Origin of the sequence: Synechocystis sp. PCC 7509, assembly GCF_000332075.2 — a bacterium.
GTDB lineage: Bacteria > Cyanobacteriota > Cyanobacteriia > Cyanobacteriales > Chroococcidiopsidaceae > Aliterella.
The window spans coordinates 1,419,345-1,445,122 of the sequence record NZ_ALVU02000001.1 but is presented as its reverse complement, the minus strand read 5'-3'; the positions used below and the strand labels follow the sequence as shown (position 1 = coordinate 1,445,122).

Sequence of the window (25,778 nt, the reverse complement as noted above, 5' to 3'; positions counted from 1 at the left end):
CCGAATTAAAGGGAGCGTTGCAGTGGTAAAATGCCAACAATTAAGTCATCCAATCTAGGGGCAAAAAGTGGTTCAAGCACCCTTATCAACCGCCTTGAATAAATTAAATACTGATTTGCCTAGCAATAAAGAGCTACTCAAAGAGTGGCTCGATCATCTAGCAGAGCGAATAGTTGCGGGAGAATTAATTGATCGCCCTACAGCAGTTTTTTTGACCCAAATCGAAGGTGAAGAAAATATCTTACTGTTATGTGCCGCCGCCGATCGCGTTCGTCAAGCTTGCTGCGGTAATACGGTAGATTTATGCAGCATTATCAACGTTAAATCCGGTAATTGCTCAGAAAACTGCGGTTTTTGTTCTCAGTCAGCGCACCATCAAAGCAATGACTCCCCAATATATGGGTTAAAGTCTAGCGAAGAAATTGTCACTCAAGCTAAAGCCGCCGAAGCGGCGGGAGCAAAACGTTTTTGCTTAGTAAGTCAAGGGCGCGGGCCTAAGTACAGCAGTCCCAAATCCACAGAATTTGAGCAGATTTTAGCTACTGTAAAACAAATTATCGTCGAAACCAATATCAAGCCTTGCTGCGCGTTAGGAGAAGTCACCCCCGAACAAGCCCAAGCGCTAAAAGAAGCTGGAGTAACGCGCTACAACCACAATTTGGAAGCATCAGAAAGCTTTTTTCCCAATATTGTCACAACTCATAGTTGGCGCGATCGCGTCGCTACGATCAAAAACCTCAAAGCCGCAGGAATTCAAGCTTGCACTGGCGGGATTATGGGACTAGGAGAAAGTTGGGAAGACAGGATTGATTTAGCTTTAGCTTTGCGAGAATTAGCCGTAGAATCTGTACCGCTCAACTTGCTTAATCCTAGAGACGGAACGCCATTAAATAATCAACCTAGACTAGATCCCTACGAAGCCTTAAAAGCGATCGCAATTTTTCGTCTCATTCTACCAGAACAAATTTTACGTTACGCTGGCGGCCGCGAGGCGGTAATGGGCGAACTTCAAGAAATGGGTTTAAAAGCTGGAATTAATGCTATGCTCGTCGGTCACTACCTCACTACTATGGGACAGCCCCCAGAACAAGACCAAGCAATGCTTGAAAACCTTGGGCTGATTGGTGGTGAAGCCCCAATTCCTGGCGAATGGTGTCCATGAGCCAATTATTTATTATCCCCTTTGTATCCTCAAAACCGTGACTGCTCCCAATCAAATAATGTGGGCTTTTATCGGCTTACTTCTAACTATTGGCGGTACTTTTTTAAATGCCTATATTACCAGTTCACCTCTAAGCTGGGATAGTAGCGGCGTGCAAACTTTTTCTTTGGGTATCACCTATCAAATTGGCGCAGTTTTATTAACAGGTTGTGTAGGGGGTAAAAACGCTGGGGCGATTTCCCAAATTGCTTATTTACTCCTGGGTTTAACTTGGCTACCAGTATTTGCTCAAGGCGGTGGAGTTGATTATTTAAAACAGCCCTACTTTGGTTATGTATTGGGGTTTATTCCTGGGGCTTGGGCGTGTGGTTTGTTAGCGTTCAAAACTCAGCCAAAAATAGAATCTCTTGCCTTTAGTTGCGTTTTTGGTTTAGCGGCAATTCATATTACTGGATTAAGCTATTTAATTGTTATTCACGCTTTTAACTGGATAAATTCTCAATTATCTTTATTGCAGTTAGCTATCCAGTATTCCTTATCCCCGTTGCCAGGGCAGCTAGTAATTGTCTGTGCTGTTACGGTTTTAGCTTATGGGTTAAGACACTTAATGTTTTATTAGCCAACAACTTAGCTTGGTTTTACTTATTGCAGTTTTTAGTCCAAAACTTTTTCTTCAGTTTTTATCAATTATTATGCGTTTTAAAAATAGTATTTTTTGGATTGCTGCTACTATTAGTTTTTGCTTAGATCAAGCTACTAAGTATTGGATAGTCCAAAACTTTGATCTATTAGAAACGCACCCCTTAATACCTGGAGTATTTCATTTTACCTATGTCAGAAACACCGGAGCAGCTTTTAGCCTTTTGACAGGCAAAGCTGAATTACTGGGCTGGCTGTCTTTGCTTGTCAGTTTAGGTTTAATGGCTTTTGCTTTATTTGGTGGCAAGCTAAAAAAGCTCGAACAAGTAAGCTATGGATTGCTTTTAGGTGGAGCAATGGGTAACGGCATCGATAGATTTGTTTTTGGCAGTGTTGTAGATTTTATTGATTTTCGCTTAATTAGATTTGCTGTATTTAATTTAGCGGATGTCTCTATAAATTTGGGAATTATTTGTTGGCTAATTGATAGCTTTAAAAAACAAAAATCCGAGCGCAATTCACATCTTTAATTTGTTAATTATCGAGCTTTAAAAAAGCTATACAACCTAGACAGATTGGCTCTATCTAGGTTGCAAAACTCTAGAAAAACTAAAGAACAAAAAATTGTTACTGTAGTTTTTAGATAATTAGGGAGATGGAGATGGAGATGTAGTAGGTGGTGGGCTACCTTCAGGAACTGTGCCATTACCAGCACCAGGAACGCCAGGGGCTGTATCGCTGGGGGGAGTACCATCGGGTGGTAGCGTTGATGGATTCTCGATTGTATCGCCAGCACCGCCAGGTACACCTGGAGAGGTTGTATCCGTAGGTGGAATACCAGAGTCGGCTGGTGGCATTGATGGATTAGTTATAGTATCGCCAGCACCACCAGGAACGCCGGGGGAGGTTGTATCTGTAGGTGGTGGAGTTTCCGTTGTTCCAGGGGTAGTATTTTCTGGAGTAGCTGGATCGGGCGCTACAGGATTTGGAGATGGTTCGGTTTCGGGAGTGCTAGGTGTTTCCGTTGATGGAGTTGGGGTCGAACTTGTTGTTCCACCAGGACAACGGGAATTAAGCGGAAAACGCTCGCACAGAATCTTAAAACCTTCTGGGGAAAGATAGATTTCTGGAGTTTTAGTCTCAGTACCGGTTTGGGCTAAAGCAACGCTACCAGTTACTGCCAATGCAAATGTTGTGCAAATGATGGTTAAATATTTTGCCTTCACACCAATTAACCTCAATTAAGCTTTCCGAATATTAGAACAAAGGATAGACTTGCAAAAATCCACCTGGATGTAGATGTCTAATTTGACTTAATATGCTTTAAAAATAGCTAAATTGGTGAAATTTAGACAGCAAACAGGTTGCACAGTTTAACAAGTAAAATAGATTTAGAGAAAATTTTGAAATTTTATATACTTAATTTTTAAGTTGTAAAAATAATCACTTACGATCGCCAACTATGAGTTCTCCACAGCCTCCTGTAAAACCAAAAACGTTTGTGGGGCAAGTAACCCAAGCAGTACAGACAATTCAAGCCAAGGTAAATTTTCAATCTCTAGCCCTTAATCCCAAAGCTAGAGTCCCGGAACTATGGATTCAGGAGGCGGGAGCAGATAAAGCGGAAGTTTATCCATTACTGGGCGATCGCTACTTACTCGGTCGCAGTTCCAAATCTTGCGATATTGTTGTCCGCAATCCGGTAGTAAGTCAAGTACATTTATCATTGTCGCGAGATACCCAAAATCGGACTTCGCCTTTTGTAATTAAAGACGAAAATTCCACAAATGGCATCTATCAGGGCAAACGACGGCTGCAAACTTTAAAACTGCGTCATGGCGATGTATTTACCCTTGGCCCTCCAGAACTTGCCGCCTGTGTAAAAGTACAATACATAGACCCACCACCAAAGTATGTCAAAGCTGCGGAGTGGGCAGCTTATGCGGTCAGTGGGGTAACAGCGCTGTTAGCATTAGCAATTGGTTTTGAGTGGACAAAATTTTCGGTTACACCTTTGCCGACACCAAAGCAAGGGCCAGTGGTTATTTATGCTCGTGATGGCGAAACGCCTTTGCGTCCGCCTCGAACTACAGCCCACATAGATATGAAGCGCTTATCAGACTTTTCACCTTACTTACCCGATGCGATCGTGGCCTCAGAAGATAGCCGCTTTTATTGGCACGTAGGAGTCGATCCGGTGGGCATTTTACGGGCTGTAGCTATCAACGTGCAGGGCAAAGGATTTCAGCAAGGAGCTAGTACCGTAACTCAGCAAGTTGCCCGCAGCTTGTTTCGAGACTATGTTGGGGCGGAGGATTCTTTGGGACGCAAGCTCAAAGAGGCGGTGGTAGCGTTAAAGTTAGAGACGTTTTATAGCAAAGATTTTTTATTATTAACCTACTTAAATCGAATTTATGTAGGTTCAGATACTTATGGTTTTGAGGATGCTTCGCGTTATTACTTCGATCGCGCGGCTAAAGATTTAACTTTGGCACAATCAGCAACTTTAGTGGGCATTTTACCTGCGCCCAACGCTTTCGATTTGTGTGGCAATAGTGATGGTTTAAAGGCAATTGACTACCGAAATCGCGTCATAGCTAGGATGTTAGAACAAGGCTCTGTCAATCAAGAAGAAGCAAATAGAGCTAGGCGATCGCCGATTGAAATTAGCCGTAAAGTCTGCGAACAGCAGGCAAACACTATTGCTCCTTATTTTTATGCGTCGGTATTTCAAGAATTGCAGAGCTTACTAGGCAAAGACTTAGCCAATGAAGGTAATTTTATTATCGAGACGCAGTTAGATCCCAAAATGCAGTCTCAAGCCGAATCTGCTCTACGCGATACTGTAAGTAATTCCGGGGGTAGCTATGGCTTTTCTCAAGGCGCGGTAGTTACTCTTGATGCCAGCACCGGGGGAGTAAGAGCGCTAGTAGGTGGCACAAGTTATCGTACAAGTCAATTCAATCGAGCTATTCAAGCAAAGCGCCAACCTGGTTCAACTTTTAAGCTATTTACTTACACTTCGGCAATTGAGCAAGGCATTTCTTCGGGCAAAGCTTATTCTTGTGCGCCCCTTAGTTGGAGAGGGCAAGGATATCGCGGTTGCGAACGCTCTAGCGGTAGTGTATCTATGGCAACGGGTCTGGCACTATCAGAAAATGCGATCGCCCTGCGAGTAGCTCAAGATGTGGGGCTAGATAAAGTCGTGCAAATGGCAACGAGACTTGGGATCACATCATCCCTTAATCCCGTACCGGGGTTAGTTTTGGGTCAAAGTGAAGTAAATGTATTAGAAATGACTGGCGCTTTTGGCACAATTTCTAATAATGGCAAGTGGAATCGCCCTCATTTAATTAGTCGGATTCTTGACAGCAGCGATTGCCCAAATCGAGAAGACTTAAAAACTTGCCGAGTGATTTATGCTTTTGACCAAAGCCCTAATGCTAACGTGCAAGTATTGTCGCCCCAAGTCGCCGATACAATGACAGCGATGCTGCGGGGGGTAGTAGAGCGCGGTACGGGTAGAAGCGCCGCTATTGGCTACGGGGAAGCAGGTAAAACAGGTACAACTAACAACAACGTGGATTTGTGGTTTATTGGCTTTATTCCCAGCCAGCAACTGGTGACGGGAGTTTGGCTAGGAAACGATAATAATTCGCCCACCTACGGTAGTAGCGCTCAAGCGGCTCGTTTGTGGAGTAGTTATATGCGAAAAGTTGTTCCTTAAGTAGCGATAAATTAACAATTTTGCCGGGAATTGCAGTTCCCGGCAATAAGTTTATTTATTTGCTGCCCAATTAGTAATTTGCAATTGATTATCTTTAGCAAACACTACTTTGTACTGAGCTATGGGTTGAGGGCTTGGGCTTGGCGTAGCGCCGCTAGGAGTTAGTAGGCTGCGTAGAGGTGTTTGGTCGATTTGGTCGCTAGAAGCTGTATCTAGCCCCTTGTAACCGACGATCGCACCAGTGGGCGATACCACCACTTGATAAGTCAAGTCTTGCGCCAAGTTTCGCGTTTTCCAGCCTGAGTCTAGCTGCTTATATAGTTGCTGATTTAAAGCTGATAACTGCACTGGATCGATAATTTCTGGTACTGGTTTGGTCGTAGTAGACTGACTGCTAGACTGCAATGCTGGCTTAGGTGGCTGCACTTCGGGGATGGGAACGAAGAAAAAGGCGATCGCGGCAATTGCTAAACTAGATACTCCTACCGTCGCCGGGACGGCTTGCTTTGCCATATCTTGGCGGGAAGTAACGTAACGCTTAGAAATCGGGCTGATTTTTAGCGATAAGTCTGGCAAAGTGCGGCTATCTGCCAATAACTGATCTACCGCTTCTACTAAGTCAAATAGCTGGACTGTGGTTAAATCAATTTTAACTTGTTCGACTGCTTGGGGGGTTGAGCGCACAAGCAATTGATGTTGATGATTGTTTAACTTTTGCAATTGTACTAATTCTGGCTGGCGCTCTTGGGCTTGGCGATGGGGAATTTTACTCAAAAACTCCTGAGTGTAGCTGCTTGCTGATTTTATCAAGCTTTCTAAAAACTCTCGTCCGCCGCTCAATGGTGGTTGCTGGGAGTTAGGAAAATGACATTCAACATTGACAAGCATCGATAATACTGGTCTACCGTCGGTAGGTGGCGCACCCATATCGTTCAAGCCCTCTACCACTAATACACAGCTTGGCAAGCTGTACTTGCGTTGAATTGTCATTCTACTTCCCCGTCAAACAAACTAACCCAAAACCGTTGCATTCCCGATGTTCCCGTACAAAATAGTAATTGTTCTAATAAACTTAATGCTAGTTGGTCTGATTTTTCTTTACTGTAATAAGCGATCGCTCCTGAGCGTCTAGGATTCATCCGACTTTTGAAATGAACTTGAAACCGCTCTAAATAACTGGCTAGTCGTAAATTTTGTTCTAAAGGAATTTGCTTGTCGCTCATTTGCTGATAAGCAATTAGCAACTGACGAATCACTACTGTTAATCGCCGCGCCAAATAACAAGCCATAATAGCCAAAGCTTTTGCCTCCACTATGCTTAAAGGGCGACGAGTATGCGCTCTCCTGAGCGGGTTTGTACTCCGCATCCGCCATAAATTGACGCGATTTTTAATAATATCTGTTAGTTCCAATTCACGTGCTAATCCTAAAATGGCTTCCGAGCCGCCAAGCTCTAAAGCTTCGATAGCTAATAAAATCAAGTCAAGTTGTAACCTAGTTCTTTGCGGACACGCTCTTTCCTCGACAGATGGATTTGGTAAACTGTCTAAAATTAACGGTAATGATTCAACGGGGGTATCTAATGGCTGGACGCTCACAAAAGCATTTTTCCTTACAAACTGGTCGGGTGCATAGGCTGTTCGCCAAATAACAAGTATATTTAAGCCAACTAATTAGTTATTATTCCCAGCCTTGGCGAGATTATTAACTAATTTTTACTTCAATTGACAAAGCAGCGTTAGTTTCTTAAACGTATTTAAGGGTTTCCTCTTTTGCAAATTGAGCCGGGAGGCAATTATCTAAGTTCGCACATCTTGCTATTGATGGGAAAAATTTAGGAAATCAGGGAATAAGCATCAATAAAAATGCGATTATCAAAACAATCTAACTATGATAGTGTACGATTTTTCCCGTGACTCTCCATTTTTAGAGCGCAATTTATTGAATTTTTGCCTGCAACCACCTTATGGATTTAAAGTTACTGGTTCGTGATATTCCCGATTTTCCCAAACCCGGAATTATGTTCCGAGATATTACTACCCTACTTAGCAATCCCGTAGGATTGCGCTATACCATCGACAGTTTAGCGGAAAAAACTGCAAGTCTTGGCTTAAAAGCGGATTATATTATCGGTATGGAGTCGCGGGGTTTTATTATCGGTGCGCCTTTGGCTTACAAATTGTCTTTAGGGTTTATTCCCGTCCGTAAGCGTGGCAAGCTTCCCGGTGCAGTCCATTCGGTGGAATACGATTTAGAGTACGGTACAGACTGCTTAGAAGTCCATCAAGATGCTTTAAAGCCAGGATGTAAGGTATTGATTATTGATGATTTGATTGCGACGGGCGGAACTGCTAGTGCTACAGCGCAGTTAGTCCAACGCATCGGCTGCGAACTGGTAGGTTTTGGTTTTATTATTGAGCTAAAAGATTTACGCGGGCGCGAAGTCTTGCCCTCAGTTCCCATTGTCTCGTTGATAGAATACTAGCTAAAATCGCTGAGATAACTATGACTTTTAGTAAAGTTTCTTTAACGACGGCGGCAGATAGATTAACTAAATTTTTTACGGGCGAGGCTTTTGTTTATATAGTTAAACGAGTATTGCAGGCGCTATTGACATTACTACTGGCATCGGCGCTATCGTTTTTTATTATTCAGTTAGCACCGGGAGATTATTTAAGTACGTTAAAGACTAATCCCAAGATTTCCCCAGAGCGAATTGAGGAACTGCGCGTTCAATTTGGTTTGGGTTTACCTTGGATAGAACAGTACAAACGCTGGCTGTGGCAAGTAGTTAGTAAAGGTAATTTTGGACAGAGTTTTGTCTATCAGCGTTCTGTCGCATCGCTATTGTGGGAGCGCATACCACCTACATTATTACTTGCTATCTCCTCATTAATTGTCACTTGGGCGATCGCAATTCCTCTAGGGATTGTCGCCGCCGTGAAGCAAAATCGTCCTATAGACCGCATTCTCCAGGTTATTAGCTACACTGGGCAAGGTTTCCCTAGTTTTATCACCGCTTTATTACTGTTAATTTTGGCGCAAAATATCTCGCCATTGTTTCCAGTCGGAGATATGACGAGCATTAACCACGATGATTTATCCCCCGTGGGTAAAGTTTTAGATATTGGTTGGCATATGATTTTGCCGACGATTGCTTTAAGTATTACTAGCTTTGCAGGGCTACAACGCATAACTCGCGGTGAATTATTGGATGTATTACGCCAAGACTACATTCAAACTGCCAGAGCTAAAGGATTGCCGGAAAATCGGGTAATCTACGTTCATGCGCTGCGAAATGCGATTAATCCTTTGATTACGCTTTTGGGGTTTGAATTAGCAAGTTTGTTAAGTGGGGCGTTTATTGCGGAATTTTTCTTTAATTGGCCAGGTTTAGGAAGATTGATTTTGCAAGCCGTAACTGCTCAAGACCTTTATGTAGTTATGGCAAGCTTGGTTATGGGTGCTGTAATGCTAATTGTGGGTAATTTACTTGCAGATTTGCTGCTCAAAGGTGTCGATCCTCGCATTCGTTTAGAAAACATTAATTAACAATTTAAAAAATAGCAAGCAACTTAATTTTTGGTATGATATGTTCTCGCAAGTCTATTATCTGCTTCGCTCTAAAGCTGACGGCAGCTATCTAGTTGCTCGCTCTGGAGATCGCCCAAGCGCCGATAAAAACACTCAATACCTACTGATGTTTAATGAAAGCTTTGATGCTTTAAGTTACTTGAATACTCATGGCTTTGATGTTCGCGAAAGCTTTGCTGTAGAAACAATTTCTGGCAATCAATTAGGAAATTTGCTGCAAAGATGGGGGTTTAAAGGTGTCGGAATTGTTCAAGACCCACTATTACCAAAAGTTGATTTTTTGGCGAAAAATTGACTGTTTTTATAACTAAATCTCAAAAATTAGCCGAAAAATATCTGTCTTGATGTAGATGTATTGAAAGCAACAATTTAATCTAATACAAATAGTAGTTCGGGTTTTTGCTGAGTTTTACCATGTTAACAAATAGCCAATAGTAGCTCAATAAAAATCTGAATAATAATTGCTATCACTAGGAGAAAATTGGTATGCGTGTCCGTTTTAATTTATCTACACTACGTCCAGTTCGTTTTTTAGTAGCTGCTTGTGTTTGCGCCTTATTATTGCTTTCAAATACTTTTCCAGCCTTTGCCGATCCGGTAAATCCTACTAGCGGCAAATCTTCATTGCAACAAGGCGAAGCTAATCTTCAAAGTATTGAGAAAGAAGCTCAAAAAGCAGTTTTAAAAGATCCTTATTCTCAAGCAGAAACCAAAAATAAAGCCAATCAAGGTTTAAACGAAATTCAGGGAGCTGCTGATTTTGACCAAATGAGTCGTCCAGAAAACTCTCAAGATGCTATTTCCGTTGAAGACAAATCAAAGAATTTTCTAGAAGCGATTACAGGTAGAAAAGATAAAAATTAAGCGCTGTAGATAATTCAAATTATCTTGGCGATCGCTAGTGCGGTTAAATATTTTAGTATTGCCCCATTGTTACAACAGTGGGGATATTTATTTAAAGCGGGCGGCGAGAATCGAACTCGCATCATTAGCTTGGAAGGCTAAGGTTTTACCACTAAACTACGCCCGCAATTGCAGAATTACCATCATAACATACTTTGCTAAAAAAATAACGGTTTAGCCGCATATTTTTGGGGCGCTCAAGGTCTGACAATAGCAGTTGCAAAAATCGTTTAGGATATTGACGGTATATATTATTTTTTAAAACCCTTGTCTTCCACCGATCGTCAGCCAGCAGAAGATCGTCAATCTAATTCCTACTTGCAAATTCGGGCGGCTCAACTTGAAGACGTGAGCGCCATTGCTGAAATTCTTGCCGATAGTTTTCACTCTAAAGTAGGAATGCTAGGGTGGGCATATCCTTTGCTGCGTTTGGGAATCTACGAAGACGTGAGGAATCGCTTGCATACTGGCGCTTTTCATCATGTTTGCTTAGTGGCGGTAAATGGTACAGCTATAGAAACAGCAGAAAAATTTTGTAGTAGTGGAGAGCTTTTAGTTGGCACTTTAGAAATAGCCGTGCGTCCGAGTAGCATTCCTTGGGGGGGTAACTACTTGCGCTATCCGTATTTATCAAATTTGGCAGTACGTTCCAGCAGCCGCCGTCAGGGAGTTGCGTTACAACTATTGCTAAGTTGCGAACGAGTAGTTTTAGATTGGGGGTTTCATGATATTTATCTTCACGTCTTGGAAAATAACTATCAAGCTCGACAGTTATATTTCAAGCTAGGTTATCAATTGCATCAAATTGATGGTAGTTGGAGCAACCGTATACTGGGAAGACCGCAGCAAATATTGCTACACAAACATTTGCCTTAATGCGCGATCGCCTTTGTGGGATCACGCCCAAAACCATGAATTTATCTAAAAAATTACATCGTTGTTCTAGAGTTGTTCAATGTCAATCTATTTACACTGGCTTTTATTTGCTTACGTAAACTTATTAACTTTAAAATTACAAATAATTGCTATTTTGAGAGAGAACTTAGTCGCTTCACAAAAGGTTTACAGTATCTGTAACCAATCTTTATTAAGACTTTAAAATTTAACCATTTAGTTTGACTAAATACAATAAAATGGAATGGTTATCACGTTTAATGACTAATCTTTTTTACTAATTAGATAGTTGTCTAAGACGATGCTAGAAAATTAAAAGTTCTGATTTTCTTTATGGCTGTTCATCATGCCTAAACTTACAGAAAAACAGATGGATAGCGAAAATAATCAGCACTATCAAAAAACGGTAGGATTAGTTGATTTAGCTGCCAAAGGTATTTGTGTCGCTAGTTCTTTGGGTGCTAGTGAAATGACAAATTCCAGTGAAGAAAAAAATGCCCCAGAAATAGTAAAAATGCTTCATAGTGGACAATTGCTAGAGGTCAATAGTCGTCGTCGAAACGGATTGATTCTCTACAAAGGTTTTCATGCTGAATTTGCAGGGCCAGGAGCAGCCGTAGGAAATATTTACGATTTTGATTGTAAGTTAGCACTGCCCGTTGGCAATCTCTCTTTATTGTCTCCCAATTCTCATGAGGATAGGCAAAAAGCCTATTTGATTAGGCGACAGTGGATTCGCTTGATGAAACAAATTACTGAAAAGCCAATCCCACAGCAACGAGTGCAAAAGATTTTAGAACAATTTGAACAGTATTTTGATGCAGAAACAGTAGCACAATTGCCCGATGAAGCTTTTGCATTGTTAGTAGGCGTGTTACCGCAAACAGTGAGTGCAGTACGCCGTTCTTATCGAAGTTTTAACCGGTAAGACGAACAAATTTTTGATGAATCTATCAGGAAATAGGAATAAGAGGGGATAAAGCGGCTTGGAGGTGGTTTAAAGTGCGCTGGTTTTCCTCTGGGCTACCTACGGTAATTCTTAATCCGCCGCTAATATGACGAACTAAAGTACCACTGGCTTGTAATTGCTCGTGGATGAGATGCAAAAGGTCAACGGATTGGGGAAAGTCAGTTTTGAGTCGCAGATAAATAAAATTAGCAGCACTTTCCCAAACTTGCAAGCTTGGATGTTGAGCTAGATTGTGAGTCAATTTGACCCGTTCGGCTATTAAGTGGGGAATTACGTTTAATAATAGCTGCTGATGCTGGAGAGCAACCAAAGCGGCAGCGATAGAGAAAGTCGGTAAATTGTAAGGTAAACGGATTTTTTCTAAGGCGGCAATTATTTCTGGGTGTCCAATAGCATAACCGACACGATGAGCGGCTAATCTAAACGCTTTAGAAAATGTCCTTAACACCAGCCAGTTAGGACGCGCGGCTAGTTGGCTGACAACGGTGTTTTGACTAAATTCAAAATAAGCCTCGTCAATTACTACTAAAATATGCTCTGGTAAGCTTTGCAGCCAAACTAATTCATCTGTAGTTAAAGCGTTTCCGGTGGGGGAATTGGGATGAACAACAAAAACAACTCGTATTGCTGGGTGTTGGGTTTGAGTAATCGCATTTTGGGCGGCGGCTAAATCCATTTCAAAGTTGATAGGCGATCGCTCTACACTAACTACAGGAATACCCAAAGTTTGAGCAAAAATCGCGTACACTCCAAACGTAGGATTGGCAACTAGAATTGAGCCTTCATTGCCTACACAAGTTGCTATAAGTACAGAGCGGATAATTTCATCAGAGCCATTGCCAACAGAGATATTAGCACCAGTAATATTAGTATGGGCTGATTGGTTGACATATTCGGCAATTTTTGCTTTTAATTCATCGTGTCCAGCATCAGGGTAGCGATTACTCTCGATTACTTCTTGATACGTCCAAGCTAGCTTTTGCTTGAGTTCGCTAGGCAAGTTGTAGGGGGATTCATTGGTATCTAGGCGATCGATGCTTTGGCTTGTATTGCTACCAGGATGAGGCTTGTAGGCGCGAAGCTTGTCTAAGTCGGAACGAATAAAAGGAAGCATAGATATTTAGGAAATTTGGATAAAACTTTTAATTTGTTGCCATTGGCGGCTTACGTCCGCTAAAGCATGATCGCTATTAAGTTCAATTAGCTGTACCCAAGGGCGAGAAGACGCATAATTACGGCTGGCGGCGATGGGGATAACTTCATCGTCACAACCATGCAAAATTAACGTAGGAATGGGGCGCAATAACCGATCATCTTGGTAATTAGCAGCATCCAAAACAAAATTGTAACTCAATGGTAGCGATCGCTTCTCCCCATAGTGATAGACCATTAAATATTGCTCGTCCTGCCATTGTTTTAGCTTGGCTTCTGCCAATTGTGGTAGCCAGTGGGACAAAAATTCAAAGGCTGGCGCGAGTAAAACCAACCTTTGAACTTGCAATGAGGTTTCGGCTATCCAAGCCGCCGTTAAACCGCCCAAACTTGAGCCAATTAAGGTTACAGGGGTAGGAGATGGGGGAAACTCTGCTTTTATCTGCTCTATTTGGCGCGTAATCGTCAATTGAGAAAAATTCCCTTGATTTAAGTTGGGGGTTTTTAAATCAATAGATAATTCTGCAAAAGCGGAGTGAAAATACTTGGCTTTGGCAGAATTGGGACTAGAAGCGAAGCCATGAAGATAAATGTAATCCAATGTTTAACGTAGGGTAACGAATTCTTCTGCCGTAGAGGGATGAATCCCAACGGTAGCATCAAAGTCTTTTTTGGTCGCCCCCATATTAATCGCGATCGCCATCCCTTGAATTACCTCCGCAGAATTTTCGCCCACCATGTGAGCGCCTAAAACTTTATCGGTTTTATTGTCTACTACTAGCTTGACTAAAGTTTTTTCATCTAGTCCAGTGAGGCTATGAAATAAGGGACGAAAGCGAGCGCGGTAACAAGTTACATCATCGCCATATTCTGCTTGGGCATCTTCTTCGCTCATCCCCACCGTGGCGGCTTCAGGGGTAGAAAATACTGCTGATGGGACGTTTTGATGACTAAGAGATCGTTTATTGTTGCCAAACTCTGTATCTGCAAAAGCTCTCCCTTCGCCAATGGCTACAGGAGTAAGATTAATTCTATCGGTACAATCGCCCACAGCAAAGATATTAGGTTCAGAAGTTTGGCTAAATTCGTTAACGGCGATCGCGCTGCGGGTACTATAACCTAGACCATCGGCAGGAGTAGAAATAACATCAACTCCAGTATTTTCTAAGCCTAGTCCCTCTACATAAGGATCGCGCCCCGTTGCAGCCAGAAAAACATCAGCAGTTATTGATTCTTCCCCTGCGCCTGACAAAGTTAACTTTAAGCCCTTATCAACTTTTTCTATCTGTGTGACTAGGGTATTAGTTAGAAACTTAATGCCGTGATGAGTCATCCCATTTTGAATCTCGTGGCGAATATCTTTATCAAATCCGTACAAAATTAAATCTTTACGCATAATTTGCGTTACTTCGCAGCCCAAGCCGCGCATAATTGAAGCAAATTCTACCCCGATATAGCCAGCACCAACAATAGCAATATGTTTTGGTTGCTCTTTGAGATGGAACATTTCATTAGAGGTAATGGCATACTCCATACCGGGTATATCCGGTTTTATGGGACGACCGCCGACAGCAATTAAAATTTTATCAGTTGTAACTTTGCGCCCGTCAACTTCTACCGTATGAGGATCGATAATGGTGGCGCGGTGGGGAATAAGTTCCACCCCTGCTCTTTCAAGAAAGCCGATATGCAAGTGGGATAAACGATTTACTTCTTTATCGATAACGCCAACTAAATGCTGCCAATCTAATTTACGTTCGCCTACTTGCCAACCATAACCCGCCGCCGCATCAAATAATTGGGGAAAGTGGGAACTATAAACCATGAGTTTTTTGGGAATGCAGCCACGAATTACACAAGTACCGCCTACCAAATCTTGCTCGGCGATCGCTACTTTTGCCCCATAACTAGCGGCTCGTTTTGAGGCTGCCAGCCCCCCAGAACCCGCCCCAATTACAAACAGATCGTAATCAAACGTCATGACTTATTGCGTCCTTTATGCTGCACTTACGTTCAATTTAACATTCGGCATTCCTTGCTGTTGTAGGATAAAGGGCAATTGGGGCATCAATTTCGATTAAAAATTAGCAAAGGAAGGATTTATGCAGAATCTACCTAGTGGAGAGCGTTATCTATATCAGCTTTTCAGCTTAATTAAAGTAGGTTATCTCAAAGTAACTAACCCCCAAGGGCAAGAATTTAATTTTGGCGATCGCAATTCAACGGTTTCACTACATCTAATCGTACATAACCAAAATACTTATGATCGCGTGTTGAGTTTTGGGGCGATGGGGTTTTGCGAGGCTTACATGGAAGGTTGGTGGGATGAAGAAGAAAGCCGCCTCAGTGAATTAATCGGTTTGTTTCATACTAATGGTGTGTATACAAAAGCGCGAAGTATTTTAACACTGCCTTTAATTATCAAAGTTGTCACCCAACGCTTGCGGACAATGCCGATTTTGATTCAAAACAGCCGTAAAAACGTTCAACACCACTACGACTTAGGCAACGATTTTTATCAGCACTTTCTCGACCCAACTTTAACTTATTCCTGTGGTTATCGTCAGCGCGAAACTGACTCTTTAGAACAGATGCAGTTGCAAAAGTACGAATTAATTTGTCGCAAACTTGCCTTAAAACCAGGAGAATCCCTTATTGATATTGGTTGTGGTTGGGGAGGAATGCTAATTTATGCCGTCGAGCATTATGGTGTAAAAGGTACAGGAATTACGCTGAGTGGGGAACAGGCAAAGTTAGCCATTGAAAGAATTGAGGAGAAGGGATTAAGCGATCGCATTCAAATTATCGTCAAAGATTACCGGGAAATACAAGGGCAATACGATAAGTTTGTCAGCATTGGAATGTTTGAACACGTTGGCAAAGGTAATTTTTCCACCTTTATGCAAGCCACAGCAAAGTTTTTAAAACCTAATGGAATTGGTTTATTACATACTGTTGGGACAAATAGCACTCAAAGAAACGGTGCTTGGGTTGATAAATATATTTTTCCAGGGGCGTATGTACCGCAACTCCACGAGATAACGCGGGAATTAATGACAGCCAAGTTATCTGTAGCCCATTGTGAAAGTTTGAAGCCTCATTATGCGGAAACTCTCAGACATTGGAGAAATAATTTTATTATCAATAGAAGCAAAATTTCTGCGCTTTCTCCCATTTACGACGAGCGGTTTTTGCGGATGTGGGATCTTTATTTGCAATCATTTGAGGCGGGGTTTAGGTACGGTGGAATGCAGGTTTACCAATGTTTGTTTTATCAAGGGAAGCAATGGAGATTTGATACTCCTTTGACGTTTTCCACTCAGGCGGCGCTAACTGCAAATAGATAATCAATCTTTCAGCAGCCTTTGCTCATACCCAGTAGGGATTTAAGGGGTTTTGGGGAGCAATCCCATGTTCTTTAAAATACTTCTGGTAATTTCGAGTCTGGCTTTAATATCTTGTTCTTTGATAACGTCTAGTTGCGTAGCAAAAAAGTAGGTGTTACCGTCTCGTTCTATATAGCCTACATACCAGCCTACTTGTGACTGCAAGCCTGTTTTACCACGCAGTACATAATCTTCGGTTTTCTCGGCAATGATAATATTTTTGACAATAGCGATCGCTCTAGGGGAAAAAGGCAAGTTATTATTATGCAACTTGACTAAAAAATCTATTTGCTCTTTAGGAGTGATGCCTAAATCTCCCTGCAACCAAAACTTATCGATTCCGCCGCCAATATCTCGATTGCCATAGTTAGTTAAATTAATATACTTCTGCATTCGTTTTTCGCCAATGCGTCTAGCTAGTTCCTGATAAAACCAGACGGCGGAGACTTTAATTGCAGTTTTCATGGTGTGATTTTGATTCCACTGGGGAATTACTCTTTTCACACCATCCCATTTAATAATCTCATTTTCGTCTTTTACTACACCCGTGTCTAGCGCCACTAGCGAGTTGAAAATTTTGAAGGTAGAGGCGGGAACATAACGGGTATTTGCTCTTTTGGCGTTGTAAACTAGATACTGATTTTTCTTAAGGTCGTATAGTAAAAAAGTACCTTTAACACCCGCTTGCTGGAAGTATTTACCAAAATCAGGTCGTTCTTGCCAGTTGACTTGTTTTTGCTGGACTAAACTTTGATTAGCTACAGTATCTGCTCCAGCCGACGGTATAAAAGTAAGGCTTAAAACGGCAAAAATGCTGCACTTAAGGCGTAAAGACATTTGACTTGATCCCCTAAAAAACAATTTTGCTAACTAGAACTAGCAGTATTTAAAATTGTTCCTCTGGAGGATGAGGCAAGAATTTTTCATCGTTGCGAATAGTAAAATCGGAAACTTTGAGGATAAACATTAAAAATCAAAATTAAAAAAACATCCTAATCCGTTTGAGAAACAATACAATGAACACGGTTAGTTTTTATGCCTAATAACGGCAGCCTATACAAAGTATGGATTTTGCCACGCTTGCAGCCCAGTTGAACGCTGGGACAATTTTGCCTGAAGGGATAATTATTGCTACCCTTCTGGCGGTTTTAGTCGGTGACTTAATTGGGGGGCGCAGTGCTGCGCGTTGGATTCCCTACGGTGCGATCGCGGGATTATTGAGTGCGATCGCTGCTCTATACTTACAGTGGGATAATCCCAACCCTATTGGTTTTTTGGGTGCATTTAATAGCGATGACTTAAGTATTGTGTTTCGCGGGATGATTGCTTTAACCACCGCCGTGACAATTTTGATGTCGATTCGCTATATCGAGCAATCGGGTACGGCTTTGGCAGAATTTATCACAATTATGCTGAGTGCGACTTTGGGGGGAATGTTTCTTTCGGGAGCAAATGAACTTGTCATGATTTTCATTTCCCTAGAAACCCTGAGTATCTCATCGTACTTAATGACAGGTTACACTAAGCGCGATCCGCGATCTAATGAAGCGGCTTTAAAATACTTGCTAATTGGCGCTTCAAGTACGGCGGTATTTTTGTATGGAGTTTCCTTACTGTACGGACTTTCGGGGGGAGAAACTCAGTTAGATATCATCGCGGCTAATATTCCCAATATTAACGGCGAACAATCTTTAGGGTTGCTAATTGCTTTAGTATTTGTAATTGCCGGAATTGGCTTTAAAATCTCTGCTGCACCTTTCCACCAGTGGACACCCGACGTTTACGAAGGCGCACCGACTCCAGTTATTGCTTTTTTATCGGTAGGTTCAAAAGCTGCGGGTTTTGCTTTAGCAATTCGTTTGCTAACAACGGCTTTTCCGCTTATTACCGCCGAGTGGCAATTTGTATTTACCGCCCTTGCTGTACTTAGTATGATTTTAGGTAATGTTGTCGCCCTTGCTCAAACTAGCATGAAGCGGATGCTGGCTTATTCTTCCATTGCTCAAGCGGGCTTTGTAATGATTGGCTTGATTGCAGGGACAGAAGCTGGTTACTCTAGCATGGTGTTTTACCTGCTAATTTACCTATTTATGAATTTGGGCGGCTTCTGCTGCGTGATTCTCTTTTCTTTACGCACGGGAACTGACCAAATTAGCGAATACTCTGGTTTATACCAAAAAGATCCGCTTTTAACGTTGGGTTTAAGTATTTGCTTGCTGTCCTTGGGTGGGATTCCGCCACTGGCTGGCTTTTTTGGCAAAATTTACCTGTTTTGGGCTGGTTGGCAAGCTGGGGAATATTGGTTAGTATTGCTAGGACTTGTCACTACGGTAGTTTCGATTTACTATTACATTCGCGTAGTGCGGATGATGGTAGTGAAAGAACCTCAAGAAATGTCGGAATCAGTGAAGAATTATCCCGAAATTCGCTGGGATTTGCCCGGAATGCGCCCACTTCAAGTGTGTTTAATTTTGACTTTGGTGGCGACTTCTTTGGCGGGAATTTTGTCTAATCCGTTGTTTACCTTGGCTAATAATTCTGTGGCTAATACGCCAATATTACAACCTTCGATTGTTAGCACTTTAAAAACTGCTCAAGCTGCAACTGATTTGAGGGAAGCGGCGGAGTAAATTTTTAACTATTAAGGATAATTATTTTAGGGGCGTACCTAAGTTGTGCGCCCTTTATTTATGGATTAGGTATTTTGATGACTCAATTGATAGCTGCGATCGCACTTACCCCCAATGCTACCAAAACTTTACAGCCAATCTGCTCTAATATCGGCGCACAGCTTTGGATTCCCGAATCTATAACAAATATTGCCCAAGCGCAAACCTATAGGGGAGATTTAAAAACTCATGTAGCGAGTTTGTGGGAAACCCAAGCAGCAATTGTATTTTGTTTAGCAACAGGAGCGGTAGTAAGGTTAATTGCTCCTTTATTGCAGCATAAATCTACCGATCCGGCAGTGATAGTAGTAGATGAAACAGGTAAATTTGTTATTAGTTTGTGTGGCGGACATCAAGGCGGCGCGGATAAGTTAACAACTCTAATTGCTCAACTAATCGGTGCAACTCCAGTATTAACAGGGGTTTCCGCCTCTTTGGGGCTTCCCGCCGTAGATATGTTAGGCGTTCCCTTTGGTTGGCGACGTGGTGGCGGCGATTGGACGGGTGTAAGTGCGGTAGTAGCAAGGGGTGAATCGGTACAAGTCATTCAGGAAGCAGGTTCTAACTTGTGGCAAAAAGCCTATAGTTTTAAAGATTCCCCCACACCTCAAGCCAAAATATATATAACTGCTCGTAATGTAGATAAATTAGATTATCCTCAAATCCAATGGCATCCACAAGTTTTGTGGGTGGGGATTGGCTGCGAACGTGGCACAACAAAGGAAACGATCGCAAAGGCTATTACAAAGGTATTTTTAGAGTATAAGTTAGCCGAAAGTGCGATCGCAGCCATTGCAACTATTGATATAAAAGCTGATGAAGTGGGCTTGTTAGAACTATGTCAAGAACGAGATTTACCTTTAATTACCTTTACTAAAGAAGTTTTAAGCGCCGTTACTGTCCCCAACCCTTCAAACATCGTTAAATCGGAAGTTGGCACGCCCAGCGTTGCCGAAGCCGCCGCTTTGAGTGCTTCTAGTAGTCAAACCTTGTTAGTTACTAAACAGATTTTTAAATCCGTTGGTGCGGTAACAATTGCGATCGCGCAATCAAAGCAAGAATATACTGGGCGTACAGGCAAATTATTATTAATTGGAACGGGCCCAGGACAATTAGATCAAATTACTCCAGCAGCAAAAATTGCGATCGCATCTGCTGATGTAGTTATTGGCTATTCGTTGTATATAGACTTAATTGCCCCTTTATTACAACCTGAGCAAATTATTGAAGCAATGCCCATTACCCAAGAACGCCAACGGGCTGAACGCGCTATAGAGCTTGCCAATTGGGGTTTAACGGTGGCTGTAGTATCTTCTGGCGATAGCGGTATTTATGGAATGGCGGGAATAGTTATGGAACAATTGCAAGCCGCTAACTGGGATGGAAAAACCCCCAGCGTGCAGTTATTTCCGGGAATTAGTGCTTTACAAGCTGCTGCTTCTCGCGTGGGTACGCCCTTAATGCACGATTTTTGTGCCATTAGTTTAAGCGACTTACTGACACCTTGGGAAACCATCGAAAAACGCTTAATAGCCGCCGCTCAAGCCGATTTTATTACAGCTTTGTACAATCCTAAGTCGCAAACTCGTACCCAACAATTAGCCACAGCAACGGCTATTTTCTTACAATACCGCGATCCAAATACTCCCGTTGCGATCGTTCGTTCTGCCTATCGCCCAGATGAGCAAATTACTTTAACTACTTTAGATAAGTTGCTCGATACTAATGTTGATATGTTAACTACAGTATTAATTGGCAATCAAACTACTCGCACTCATAATAATTGGATGATTACACCGCGCGGTTATCTTGGTTTTGGCGATTCCGTTGCTTCTGTTAAATTGTAGAAATCGCGGTTTTCAATTAATTTGCAGCAATTCGGGAACAACTAACCGATTGAATACCAGTGCTGGCAATACTTACATCTACTCTGCCGTCAGCAAGGCAATTGGTAACTTTGTTTCCCGTTCTAATTTGAAGATTGCGCGCAAGGGTACAACTTTTAAATTGTCCTTTTTCATCAAAAGAAATAGATTCTTTTTGTTTGCAAGCAAAGTAGTTGTTACTTAAGCCAATATTCGCCTCAACACTCAAAACACAACTCGCTAATGAGCCATTTGAGTAATTACTAGCTGTATTCGATTCGCAAGAAACGGCGGCTCTTGCAGCTTGAGGTATTGTAATAATAGAAATCAAGCTTAATGCTGATACAGCTATTGTTAGTAGTTTTGACATTTTAGAAGTAAATAAATCGGTGTATTACTCACCTATTCTCAGCTTGAGCTACTTCTAATGCCTCCGCGCTACTACGGTGATTAATATAAAGCTTTGGCTAAGTCTTTTCCTCTAAACGGAACGATCGCCTATATTTAACTGCTTCTCAACTACTATCGTCAATAAATTTAAGTAACTTGCATAATCTTCTGCGGTATTTGACTTTTTAGACTACGGTCGATCGCTACTTATACCATTTTCGAGTTTTTGGCGAATCGCTGCTCGGATTTTCTCGTCAAAATCAGGATCGCCGGGACTTGCAATAATTTTGAGCGGACGCTGATTGATTCTATCTAAGTATGCTTGTAACGCTGCGCGATCGCCACGATGCTTAAGAAAATATTGCTTTAATTCAGCTTTGGTCATTGCATCATAGTTAGCTCGGCTCATTGGCAAACTCCCCATTAGGTAAAATTTGGAACTCAATTTCTTCATAGTATCCAGCCAATACATAAACGTTACGAGTCCGATTATCAACACAAATGAGATGTATGGGCTGAAGCATGATATAAGTCAGTTGATAGCCGACACGATATAAAGTCTCTAATTGAGCAGCAGTAGGCACTTTGATCGCTCACTCCACCTATTAGCTATTTTAACAAGCGATGTAAATTCAACAACGAGCTTCATCTTCAGGAAATAGTATCGCAAAGTGCTGTAACGAAAAGTTCATAGTATCGAATCGATCTCGCTCTGTCCAAGTATCGCTATCCGATATATTTTGCTCGACTAATTCATTGAGAATCAGGTTTGCTAAACGTAGCTGCTCTGTTGATGGCAATGTCCGAACGACTTGGTTATAGACTTCTTGTGCAGTAATTGGCATGGAAAACCCTCTTAACCCTCATCTAGCAAGCGTAGCACTTCTATAACTACCCCAAAGTAATACTCTCATAATTTATTTTTGGCTAACCTCAATTATTAGAAGTTCAATAACTTAAAGACTTATTTTTCCTAGCATTGCTCAGAGTCTATCTAAAGAGGTAAATAACCCCCATGTCCGGCGACCTAGACTAGAAAAGTCATGCAGACGGTTTTGCTACTGATGCGCGTAAATCGTTGGGTTTTGCCAACGTGACAATTAACTACACCACAGAAAAAGCGATTTTATGACCGAGCAGCACAGCAACGACAGCGCCAAAAATCAAGATTTAGACCAGTACCGCGTTGATGGTGGCGAAACCATGACCACCAATCAAGGGGTAAAAGTTAGCGATACTGATAATTCTCTCAAAGCTGGTTCACGTGGGCCAACATTAATTGAGGACTTTCATTTTAGAGAAAAACTTACCCATTTTGACCGCGAACGCATCCCCGAACGAGTAGTTCACGCGCGTGGTTCGGGCGCTCATGGCTATTTCCAGCCTTACGAATCTATGGCGGAATATACCAAAGCTAAGTTTTTGAGCAATCCATCGGTACAAACTCCTGTATTTGTGCGCTTTTCAACCGTTGTCGGTTTTCGCGGTTCGGCGGATACGGTGCGCGACGTGCGCGGCTTTGCGGTGAAATTTTACACCGAAGATGGCAACTACGACATGGTGGGGAACAATATCCCCGTCTTCTTTATTCAAGACGCGATTAAGTTTCCCGATTTAGTCCATGCCATTAAACCAGAACCACACAACGAAATGCCCCAAGCGGCGGCGGCTCACGATAATTTTTGGGACTTTATTTCGCTGACGCCCGAATCAATGCACATGATTATGTGGATACTGAGCGATCGCACTTTACCCCGCAACTTCCGCGTTATGCAAGGTTTTGGTATCCATACTTTCCGTTTTGTCAACGAACAAGGAAAAGCCAGCTTTGTTAAATTCCACTGGAAACCATTGCTAGGCGTACATTCAATGGCGTTTGACGAAACTCAAAAAGTCGGCGGAAAAGACCCAGATTTCAATCGCCGTGATTTGTGGGAATCCATCGAAAAAGGCAATTTTCCCGAATACGAATTAGGGGTACAAATTATTGCTGAAGAAGACGAACACAAGTTTGATTTTGATATTCTTGACCCGACAAAGCTAATTCCCGAAGAACTCGTACCCGTGCGTCCTATTGGGAAAATGGTTCTAAACCGCAACCCCGATAACTTCTTCGCCGAAACTGAGCAAGTAGCTTTCCAACCAAGTAATGTAGTTCCTGGTATTGACTTTAGTAACGATCCTTTGTTACAAGGTCGTTTGATGTCTTACCACGATACGCAACTGCACCGTTTGGGAAGTGCCAACTTTGCAGAGTTACCCATCAATAAATCTCTGTGTCCCTTCCACAACAACCAACGGGACGGCAGAATGCAAATGCAGATTCCCACTAGCAAGGTTAATTACTCCCCCAATTCTCTAGGACAAGGACAACCTGCACCATCGCCAACAGAAGGTTTTGTCCACTACCAAGAGCGCGTAGAAGGTCACAAAGTTAGAGAACGCAGTCCTAGCTTTAAAGACCATTTCACCCAAGCAACTTTGTTCTACAACAGTCTATCGATGCCAGAAAAAGAACACGCTGTAGAAGCGGCTCATTTTGAGCTTGGCAAAGTAGAAGATAAAGGCGTGCGCGAACGGATGGTAGATTTGTTTAATCATGTAGACCATGAATTAGCAAAAAAAGTCGCTATGGGTATTGGTATCCCTGCACCTACGCAAGCCGTAAGCGAAAATCATGGTAAAAGTTCAGCAGCGCTCAGTCAAGAAAATACTACTAAAACGGCTAAAGGTCGCAAAGTAGCAATTCTGGCAACCGATGGCGTAAATGGTGAGCAAATAACCGCCGTGAAAACTATCTTGAAAGACGCGGGAGTTGAATCGGAGATTGTATCGAAATTTAAAGGCATGATTAAGAGCGTCCAAGGTGAGGAAATCAAGGTTGATAAAACCTTCCTAACCAGTGCCTCAGTGCTGTTTGATGCGATTTATGTTCCCGGTGGCGCTGCGAGTATCGAAGCTTTGCTCAATCAAGGCGATGCAATTCACTTTATCAATGAAGCGTTTAGACACTGCAAGCCAATTGCGGCAATGTCTGAAGGAGTAGAGTTAGTACAAAACTCTAACATCAAAGGTGTACAAATCTCTGATAGCTCCATGCAGAACGATAAAGGAGTTGTAACGGCAAAAACCAGTTCTGACCCAAAAGATTTTGCTAAAACCTTTGTAGAAGCGATCGCCCAGCATCGTTTCTGGATGCGCGAACAAAAAGATAAAGTTCCAGCCTAATCAGCTTAGTTTTTAACTTGTAGACCTGTGGAGTAACTGACACTCCACAGGTCTAAATTATCAGCAGTCTACTATATTTGGTGGCTCGTTTTGACAATGTTTTGAGTATTACTTTGTTAGGAGATATTTATGGAGTTCAGCAGACGGGATTTGTTAAAAGCTGCTACTACATCAGGGTTGATTGCCGCAGGACTCGCAGCTTCTAAAGAAATTATTGAACCAGCATTCGCCCAAGTAAAACCAACTCAAATTAAAAAAGGCGAGATGTTATACAGAACTTTAGGGCGCACGGGCGAACAAGTATCTGTAATTGGTTTGGGGGGACATCACATCGGAAGACCACCCAGCGAACAAGATGGTATTAGGCTGATCCGCAGTGCCATTGATCGCGGCATCAACTTTATGGACAACTCCTGGGATTACCACAACGGCGGCAGCGAAATTCGCATGGGTAAGGCGTTGCAAGGCAGCTACAGAGATAAAGCCTTTGTAATGACCAAAATTGATGGTCGCACTAAAGCCGAAGCCACAAAGCAGATTAATGAATCGCTAAAACGGTTGCAGAGCGATCGCATTGACTTATTACAACACCACGAAATCATCCGTATGGAAGATGCCGATCGCATATTTGCTCCTGGTGGTGCAATGGAGGCTGTAGTTGAGGCGCAAAAAGCAGGTAAGATTCGTTACATAGGTTTTACAGGGCATAAAGACCCGTTAGTTCATCTGCGGATGCTGGAAGTTGCTGCCCAAAACAACTTTCGTTTTGATACCGTGCAGATGCCTTTAAATGTCATGGATGCTCATTTTAGAAGCTTTGAAAAGCAAGTTCTCCCCATTTTGGTCAAAAATCAAATTGGGGTATTAGGAATGAAATCGATGGGCGACAAATATATTCTTAAGAGCAATACCGTTAAACCAATTGAATGTCTGCATTACGCGATGAATTTGCCGACATCAACAGTAATTACTGGCTTTGAGAGTATGCAAATTTTGGATCAAGCCCTTGAAGCAGTCCGCACCTTTCAGCCGATGAGCCAAGCACAGGTGCAAGCGTTATTAAATAAAACGCGATTAGCAGCAGCAAACGGTCAATACGAATTATTTAAAACTACAGATCAATTTGACAGCACCGCCAAAAACCCCGAATGGCTGGGGTAGCAGTTACTTATAATTAGATGCAAAAGCAAGACGCAAAT

The 25,778-nt window shown here is 42.2% G+C and carries 26 protein-coding genes and 1 tRNA gene; 15 read left to right on the top strand and 12 right to left on the bottom strand.

Features of this window, described 5'->3' with window-relative positions:
• The first annotated feature begins 94 nt into the window (after nt 1–94).
• The 3 genes from bioB to lspA all read left to right on the top strand — a co-directional run bounded on the left by bioB (nt 95) and on the right by lspA (nt 2,331).
• Complete coding sequence (bioB, locus tag SYN7509_RS0207355; RefSeq protein WP_202807290.1) at nt 95–1,162, top strand: biotin synthase BioB; 1,068 nt, start codon at nt 95–97, stop codon at nt 1,160–1,162.
• Between the two features lie 37 nt (nt 1,163–1,199).
• Nucleotides 1,200–1,781, top strand: coding sequence for a biotin transporter BioY (locus SYN7509_RS0207350; RefSeq protein WP_028954168.1), 582 nt, complete (start codon nt 1,200–1,202; stop codon nt 1,779–1,781).
• 73 nt (nt 1,782–1,854) lie between these two features.
• On the top strand, nt 1,855–2,331 hold the full coding sequence (gene lspA / locus SYN7509_RS0207345) for a signal peptidase II (RefSeq protein WP_009634321.1): 477 nt from the start codon (nt 1,855–1,857) through the stop codon (nt 2,329–2,331).
• A 117-nt stretch (nt 2,332–2,448) separates the two neighbouring features.
• Here lspA and SYN7509_RS27525 read toward each other — a convergent pair whose 3' ends face one another.
• Nucleotides 2,449–3,027: a hypothetical protein gene (locus tag SYN7509_RS27525; protein WP_009634322.1), complete on the bottom strand. Its 579-nt coding sequence runs from the start codon at nt 3,025–3,027 to the stop codon at nt 2,449–2,451.
• A 236-nt stretch (nt 3,028–3,263) separates the two neighbouring features.
• Between SYN7509_RS27525 and SYN7509_RS0207335 the strand changes: the two genes are divergently transcribed.
• Nucleotides 3,264–5,528 (top strand): transglycosylase domain-containing protein, encoded by a 2,265-nt coding sequence (locus SYN7509_RS0207335; RefSeq protein ID WP_009634323.1) that lies wholly within the window; start codon nt 3,264–3,266, stop codon nt 5,526–5,528.
• A gap of 51 nt (nt 5,529–5,579) precedes the next feature.
• Here the strand turns inward: SYN7509_RS0207335 and SYN7509_RS25350 are convergent, their stop codons facing one another.
• Nucleotides 5,580–6,518 carry a DUF4335 domain-containing protein gene (locus SYN7509_RS25350; protein WP_009634324.1) on the bottom strand — a complete coding sequence of 313 codons (939 nt, stop codon included), beginning with the start codon at nt 6,516–6,518 and terminating at the stop codon, nt 5,580–5,582.
• Nucleotides 6,515–7,126, bottom strand: coding sequence for a DUF3038 domain-containing protein (locus SYN7509_RS0207325; RefSeq protein WP_009634325.1), 612 nt, complete (start codon nt 7,124–7,126; stop codon nt 6,515–6,517). The genes SYN7509_RS25350 and SYN7509_RS0207325 overlap by 4 nt, the downstream gene beginning before the upstream one ends.
• 368 nt (nt 7,127–7,494) lie before the next feature.
• Here SYN7509_RS0207325 and SYN7509_RS0207320 point away from each other — a divergent pair, with 368 nt between their 5' ends.
• From SYN7509_RS0207320 to SYN7509_RS0207305, 4 genes are all read left to right on the top strand, one after another.
• Nucleotides 7,495–8,013, top strand: coding sequence for an adenine phosphoribosyltransferase (locus SYN7509_RS0207320; RefSeq protein ID WP_009634326.1), 519 nt, complete (start codon nt 7,495–7,497; stop codon nt 8,011–8,013).
• Nucleotides 8,014–8,033: 20 nt separating this feature from the next.
• Nucleotides 8,034–9,080, top strand: coding sequence for an ABC transporter permease (locus SYN7509_RS0207315; protein WP_009634327.1), 1,047 nt, complete (start codon nt 8,034–8,036; stop codon nt 9,078–9,080).
• A 40-nt stretch (nt 9,081–9,120) separates the two neighbouring features.
• Nucleotides 9,121–9,417, top strand: coding sequence for a hypothetical protein (locus tag SYN7509_RS0207310; protein WP_009634328.1), 297 nt, complete (start codon nt 9,121–9,123; stop codon nt 9,415–9,417).
• 191 nt (nt 9,418–9,608) lie between these two features.
• Nucleotides 9,609–9,986: a hypothetical protein gene (locus tag SYN7509_RS0207305; RefSeq protein ID WP_009634329.1), complete on the top strand. Its 378-nt coding sequence runs from the start codon at nt 9,609–9,611 to the stop codon at nt 9,984–9,986.
• Nucleotides 9,987–10,081: 95 nt separating this feature from the next.
• Here the strand turns inward: SYN7509_RS0207305 and SYN7509_RS0207300 are convergent.
• Nucleotides 10,082–10,152: transfer RNA gene (locus SYN7509_RS0207300), tRNA-Gly, on the bottom strand.
• Between the two features lie 140 nt (nt 10,153–10,292).
• Here SYN7509_RS0207300 and SYN7509_RS0207295 point away from each other — a divergent pair.
• Nucleotides 10,293–10,901, top strand: coding sequence for a GNAT family N-acetyltransferase (locus tag SYN7509_RS0207295; protein ID WP_009634330.1), 609 nt, complete (start codon nt 10,293–10,295; stop codon nt 10,899–10,901).
• A 364-nt stretch (nt 10,902–11,265) separates the two neighbouring features.
• A complete protein-coding gene (locus tag SYN7509_RS0207290; RefSeq protein ID WP_009634333.1) occupies nt 11,266–11,847 on the top strand; it encodes a hypothetical protein in 582 nt (193 codons plus the stop codon).
• 25 nt (nt 11,848–11,872) lie between these two features.
• Here the strand turns inward: SYN7509_RS0207290 and SYN7509_RS0207285 are convergent, their stop codons facing one another.
• The 3 genes from SYN7509_RS0207285 to gor are packed head-to-tail and all read right to left on the bottom strand — an operon-like array spanning nt 11,873 to nt 15,022.
• Nucleotides 11,873–13,003: a histidinol-phosphate transaminase gene (locus tag SYN7509_RS0207285; RefSeq protein ID WP_009634334.1), complete on the bottom strand. Its 1,131-nt coding sequence runs from the start codon at nt 13,001–13,003 to the stop codon at nt 11,873–11,875.
• Between the two features lie 6 nt (nt 13,004–13,009).
• Nucleotides 13,010–13,642 (bottom strand): YqiA/YcfP family alpha/beta fold hydrolase, encoded by a 633-nt coding sequence (locus tag SYN7509_RS0207280; protein ID WP_009634336.1) that lies wholly within the window; start codon nt 13,640–13,642, stop codon nt 13,010–13,012.
• Between the two features lie 3 nt (nt 13,643–13,645).
• Complete coding sequence (gene gor, locus SYN7509_RS0207275) at nt 13,646–15,022, bottom strand: glutathione-disulfide reductase (RefSeq protein ID WP_009634337.1); 1,377 nt, start codon at nt 15,020–15,022, stop codon at nt 13,646–13,648.
• Nucleotides 15,023–15,143: 121 nt separating this feature from the next.
• Here gor and SYN7509_RS0207270 point away from each other — a divergent pair, with 121 nt between their 5' ends.
• On the top strand, nt 15,144–16,388 hold the full coding sequence (locus SYN7509_RS0207270; RefSeq protein ID WP_009634338.1) for a class I SAM-dependent methyltransferase: 1,245 nt from the start codon (nt 15,144–15,146) through the stop codon (nt 16,386–16,388).
• A 39-nt stretch (nt 16,389–16,427) separates the two neighbouring features.
• Here the strand turns inward: SYN7509_RS0207270 and blaOXA are convergent, their stop codons facing one another.
• On the bottom strand, nt 16,428–17,264 hold the full coding sequence (blaOXA, locus tag SYN7509_RS0207265) for a class D beta-lactamase (protein WP_009634339.1): 837 nt from the start codon (nt 17,262–17,264) through the stop codon (nt 16,428–16,430).
• Nucleotides 17,265–17,491: 227 nt separating this feature from the next.
• Here blaOXA and SYN7509_RS0207260 point away from each other — a divergent pair, with 227 nt between their 5' ends.
• Together SYN7509_RS0207260 and cobJ are read left to right on the top strand one after the other, a co-directional pair.
• On the top strand, nt 17,492–19,057 hold the full coding sequence (locus SYN7509_RS0207260) for an NAD(P)H-quinone oxidoreductase subunit N (RefSeq protein WP_009634340.1): 1,566 nt from the start codon (nt 17,492–17,494) through the stop codon (nt 19,055–19,057).
• 77 nt (nt 19,058–19,134) lie between these two features.
• A complete protein-coding gene (gene cobJ, locus SYN7509_RS25345; RefSeq protein ID WP_009634341.1) occupies nt 19,135–20,943 on the top strand; it encodes a precorrin-3B C(17)-methyltransferase in 1,809 nt (602 codons plus the stop codon).
• A gap of 16 nt (nt 20,944–20,959) precedes the next feature.
• Here the strand turns inward: cobJ and SYN7509_RS25340 are convergent, their stop codons facing one another.
• The 4 genes from SYN7509_RS25340 to SYN7509_RS0207235 all read right to left on the bottom strand — a co-directional run bounded on the left by SYN7509_RS25340 (nt 20,960) and on the right by SYN7509_RS0207235 (nt 22,196).
• A complete protein-coding gene (locus tag SYN7509_RS25340) occupies nt 20,960–21,331 on the bottom strand; it encodes a hypothetical protein (protein WP_009634342.1) in 372 nt (123 codons plus the stop codon).
• Nucleotides 21,332–21,541: 210 nt separating this feature from the next.
• Nucleotides 21,542–21,760 carry a DUF6887 family protein gene (locus tag SYN7509_RS0207245; RefSeq protein ID WP_009634343.1) on the bottom strand — a complete coding sequence of 73 codons (219 nt, stop codon included), beginning with the start codon at nt 21,758–21,760 and terminating at the stop codon, nt 21,542–21,544.
• The gene (locus SYN7509_RS0207240; RefSeq protein WP_009634344.1) at nt 21,747–21,935 is read right to left on the bottom strand and encodes a DUF6888 family protein; all 189 of its coding nucleotides are present in this window, start codon (nt 21,933–21,935) and stop codon (nt 21,747–21,749) included. Before SYN7509_RS0207240 ends, SYN7509_RS0207245 begins: the two co-directional genes overlap by 14 nt.
• A 48-nt stretch (nt 21,936–21,983) precedes the next feature.
• The gene (locus tag SYN7509_RS0207235) at nt 21,984–22,196 is read right to left on the bottom strand and encodes a hypothetical protein (protein ID WP_009634345.1); all 213 of its coding nucleotides are present in this window, start codon (nt 22,194–22,196) and stop codon (nt 21,984–21,986) included.
• A 283-nt stretch (nt 22,197–22,479) separates the two neighbouring features.
• Here SYN7509_RS0207235 and SYN7509_RS0207230 point away from each other — a divergent pair, with 283 nt between their 5' ends.
• A complete protein-coding gene (locus tag SYN7509_RS0207230; protein WP_009634346.1) occupies nt 22,480–24,579 on the top strand; it encodes a catalase in 2,100 nt (699 codons plus the stop codon).
• A 129-nt stretch (nt 24,580–24,708) separates the two neighbouring features.
• Nucleotides 24,709–25,740 carry an aldo/keto reductase gene (locus tag SYN7509_RS0207225; RefSeq protein WP_009634347.1) on the top strand — a complete coding sequence of 344 codons (1,032 nt, stop codon included), beginning with the start codon at nt 24,709–24,711 and terminating at the stop codon, nt 25,738–25,740.
• Nucleotides 25,741–25,778: the final 38 nt, after the last annotated feature.

What these genes read in the sequence shown, in the direction of transcription:
- lspA (WP_009634321.1), top strand. Translation starts at nt 1,855, where the DNA reads ATGCGTTTTAAAAATAGTATTTTTTGGATTGCTGCTACTATTAGTTTT.
- SYN7509_RS0207335 (WP_009634323.1), top strand. Translation starts at nt 3,264, where the DNA reads ATGAGTTCTCCACAGCCTCCTGTAAAACCAAAAACGTTTGTGGGGCAA.
- SYN7509_RS25350 (WP_009634324.1), bottom strand. Translation starts at nt 6,518, where the DNA reads ATGACAATTCAACGCAAGTACAGCTTGCCAAGCTGTGTATTAGTGGTA.
- SYN7509_RS0207320 (WP_009634326.1), top strand. Translation starts at nt 7,495, where the DNA reads ATGGATTTAAAGTTACTGGTTCGTGATATTCCCGATTTTCCCAAACCC.
- SYN7509_RS0207315 (WP_009634327.1), top strand. Translation starts at nt 8,034, where the DNA reads ATGACTTTTAGTAAAGTTTCTTTAACGACGGCGGCAGATAGATTAACT.
- SYN7509_RS0207310 (WP_009634328.1), top strand. Translation starts at nt 9,121, where the DNA reads ATGTTCTCGCAAGTCTATTATCTGCTTCGCTCTAAAGCTGACGGCAGC.
- SYN7509_RS0207305 (WP_009634329.1), top strand. Translation starts at nt 9,609, where the DNA reads ATGCGTGTCCGTTTTAATTTATCTACACTACGTCCAGTTCGTTTTTTA.
- SYN7509_RS0207290 (WP_009634333.1), top strand. Translation starts at nt 11,266, where the DNA reads ATGCCTAAACTTACAGAAAAACAGATGGATAGCGAAAATAATCAGCAC.
- SYN7509_RS0207285 (WP_009634334.1), bottom strand. Translation starts at nt 13,003, where the DNA reads ATGCTTCCTTTTATTCGTTCCGACTTAGACAAGCTTCGCGCCTACAAG.
- gor (WP_009634337.1), bottom strand. Translation starts at nt 15,022, where the DNA reads ATGACGTTTGATTACGATCTGTTTGTAATTGGGGCGGGTTCTGGGGGG.
- SYN7509_RS0207270 (WP_009634338.1), top strand. Translation starts at nt 15,144, where the DNA reads ATGCAGAATCTACCTAGTGGAGAGCGTTATCTATATCAGCTTTTCAGC.
- blaOXA (WP_009634339.1), bottom strand. Translation starts at nt 17,264, where the DNA reads ATGTCTTTACGCCTTAAGTGCAGCATTTTTGCCGTTTTAAGCCTTACT.
- SYN7509_RS0207260 (WP_009634340.1), top strand. Translation starts at nt 17,492, where the DNA reads ATGGATTTTGCCACGCTTGCAGCCCAGTTGAACGCTGGGACAATTTTG.
- cobJ (WP_009634341.1), top strand. Translation starts at nt 19,135, where the DNA reads ATGACTCAATTGATAGCTGCGATCGCACTTACCCCCAATGCTACCAAA.
- SYN7509_RS25340 (WP_009634342.1), bottom strand. Translation starts at nt 21,331, where the DNA reads ATGTCAAAACTACTAACAATAGCTGTATCAGCATTAAGCTTGATTTCT.
- SYN7509_RS0207245 (WP_009634343.1), bottom strand. Translation starts at nt 21,760, where the DNA reads ATGAGCCGAGCTAACTATGATGCAATGACCAAAGCTGAATTAAAGCAA.
- SYN7509_RS0207235 (WP_009634345.1), bottom strand. Translation starts at nt 22,196, where the DNA reads ATGCCAATTACTGCACAAGAAGTCTATAACCAAGTCGTTCGGACATTG.
- SYN7509_RS0207230 (WP_009634346.1), top strand. Translation starts at nt 22,480, where the DNA reads ATGACCGAGCAGCACAGCAACGACAGCGCCAAAAATCAAGATTTAGAC.
- SYN7509_RS0207225 (WP_009634347.1), top strand. Translation starts at nt 24,709, where the DNA reads ATGGAGTTCAGCAGACGGGATTTGTTAAAAGCTGCTACTACATCAGGG.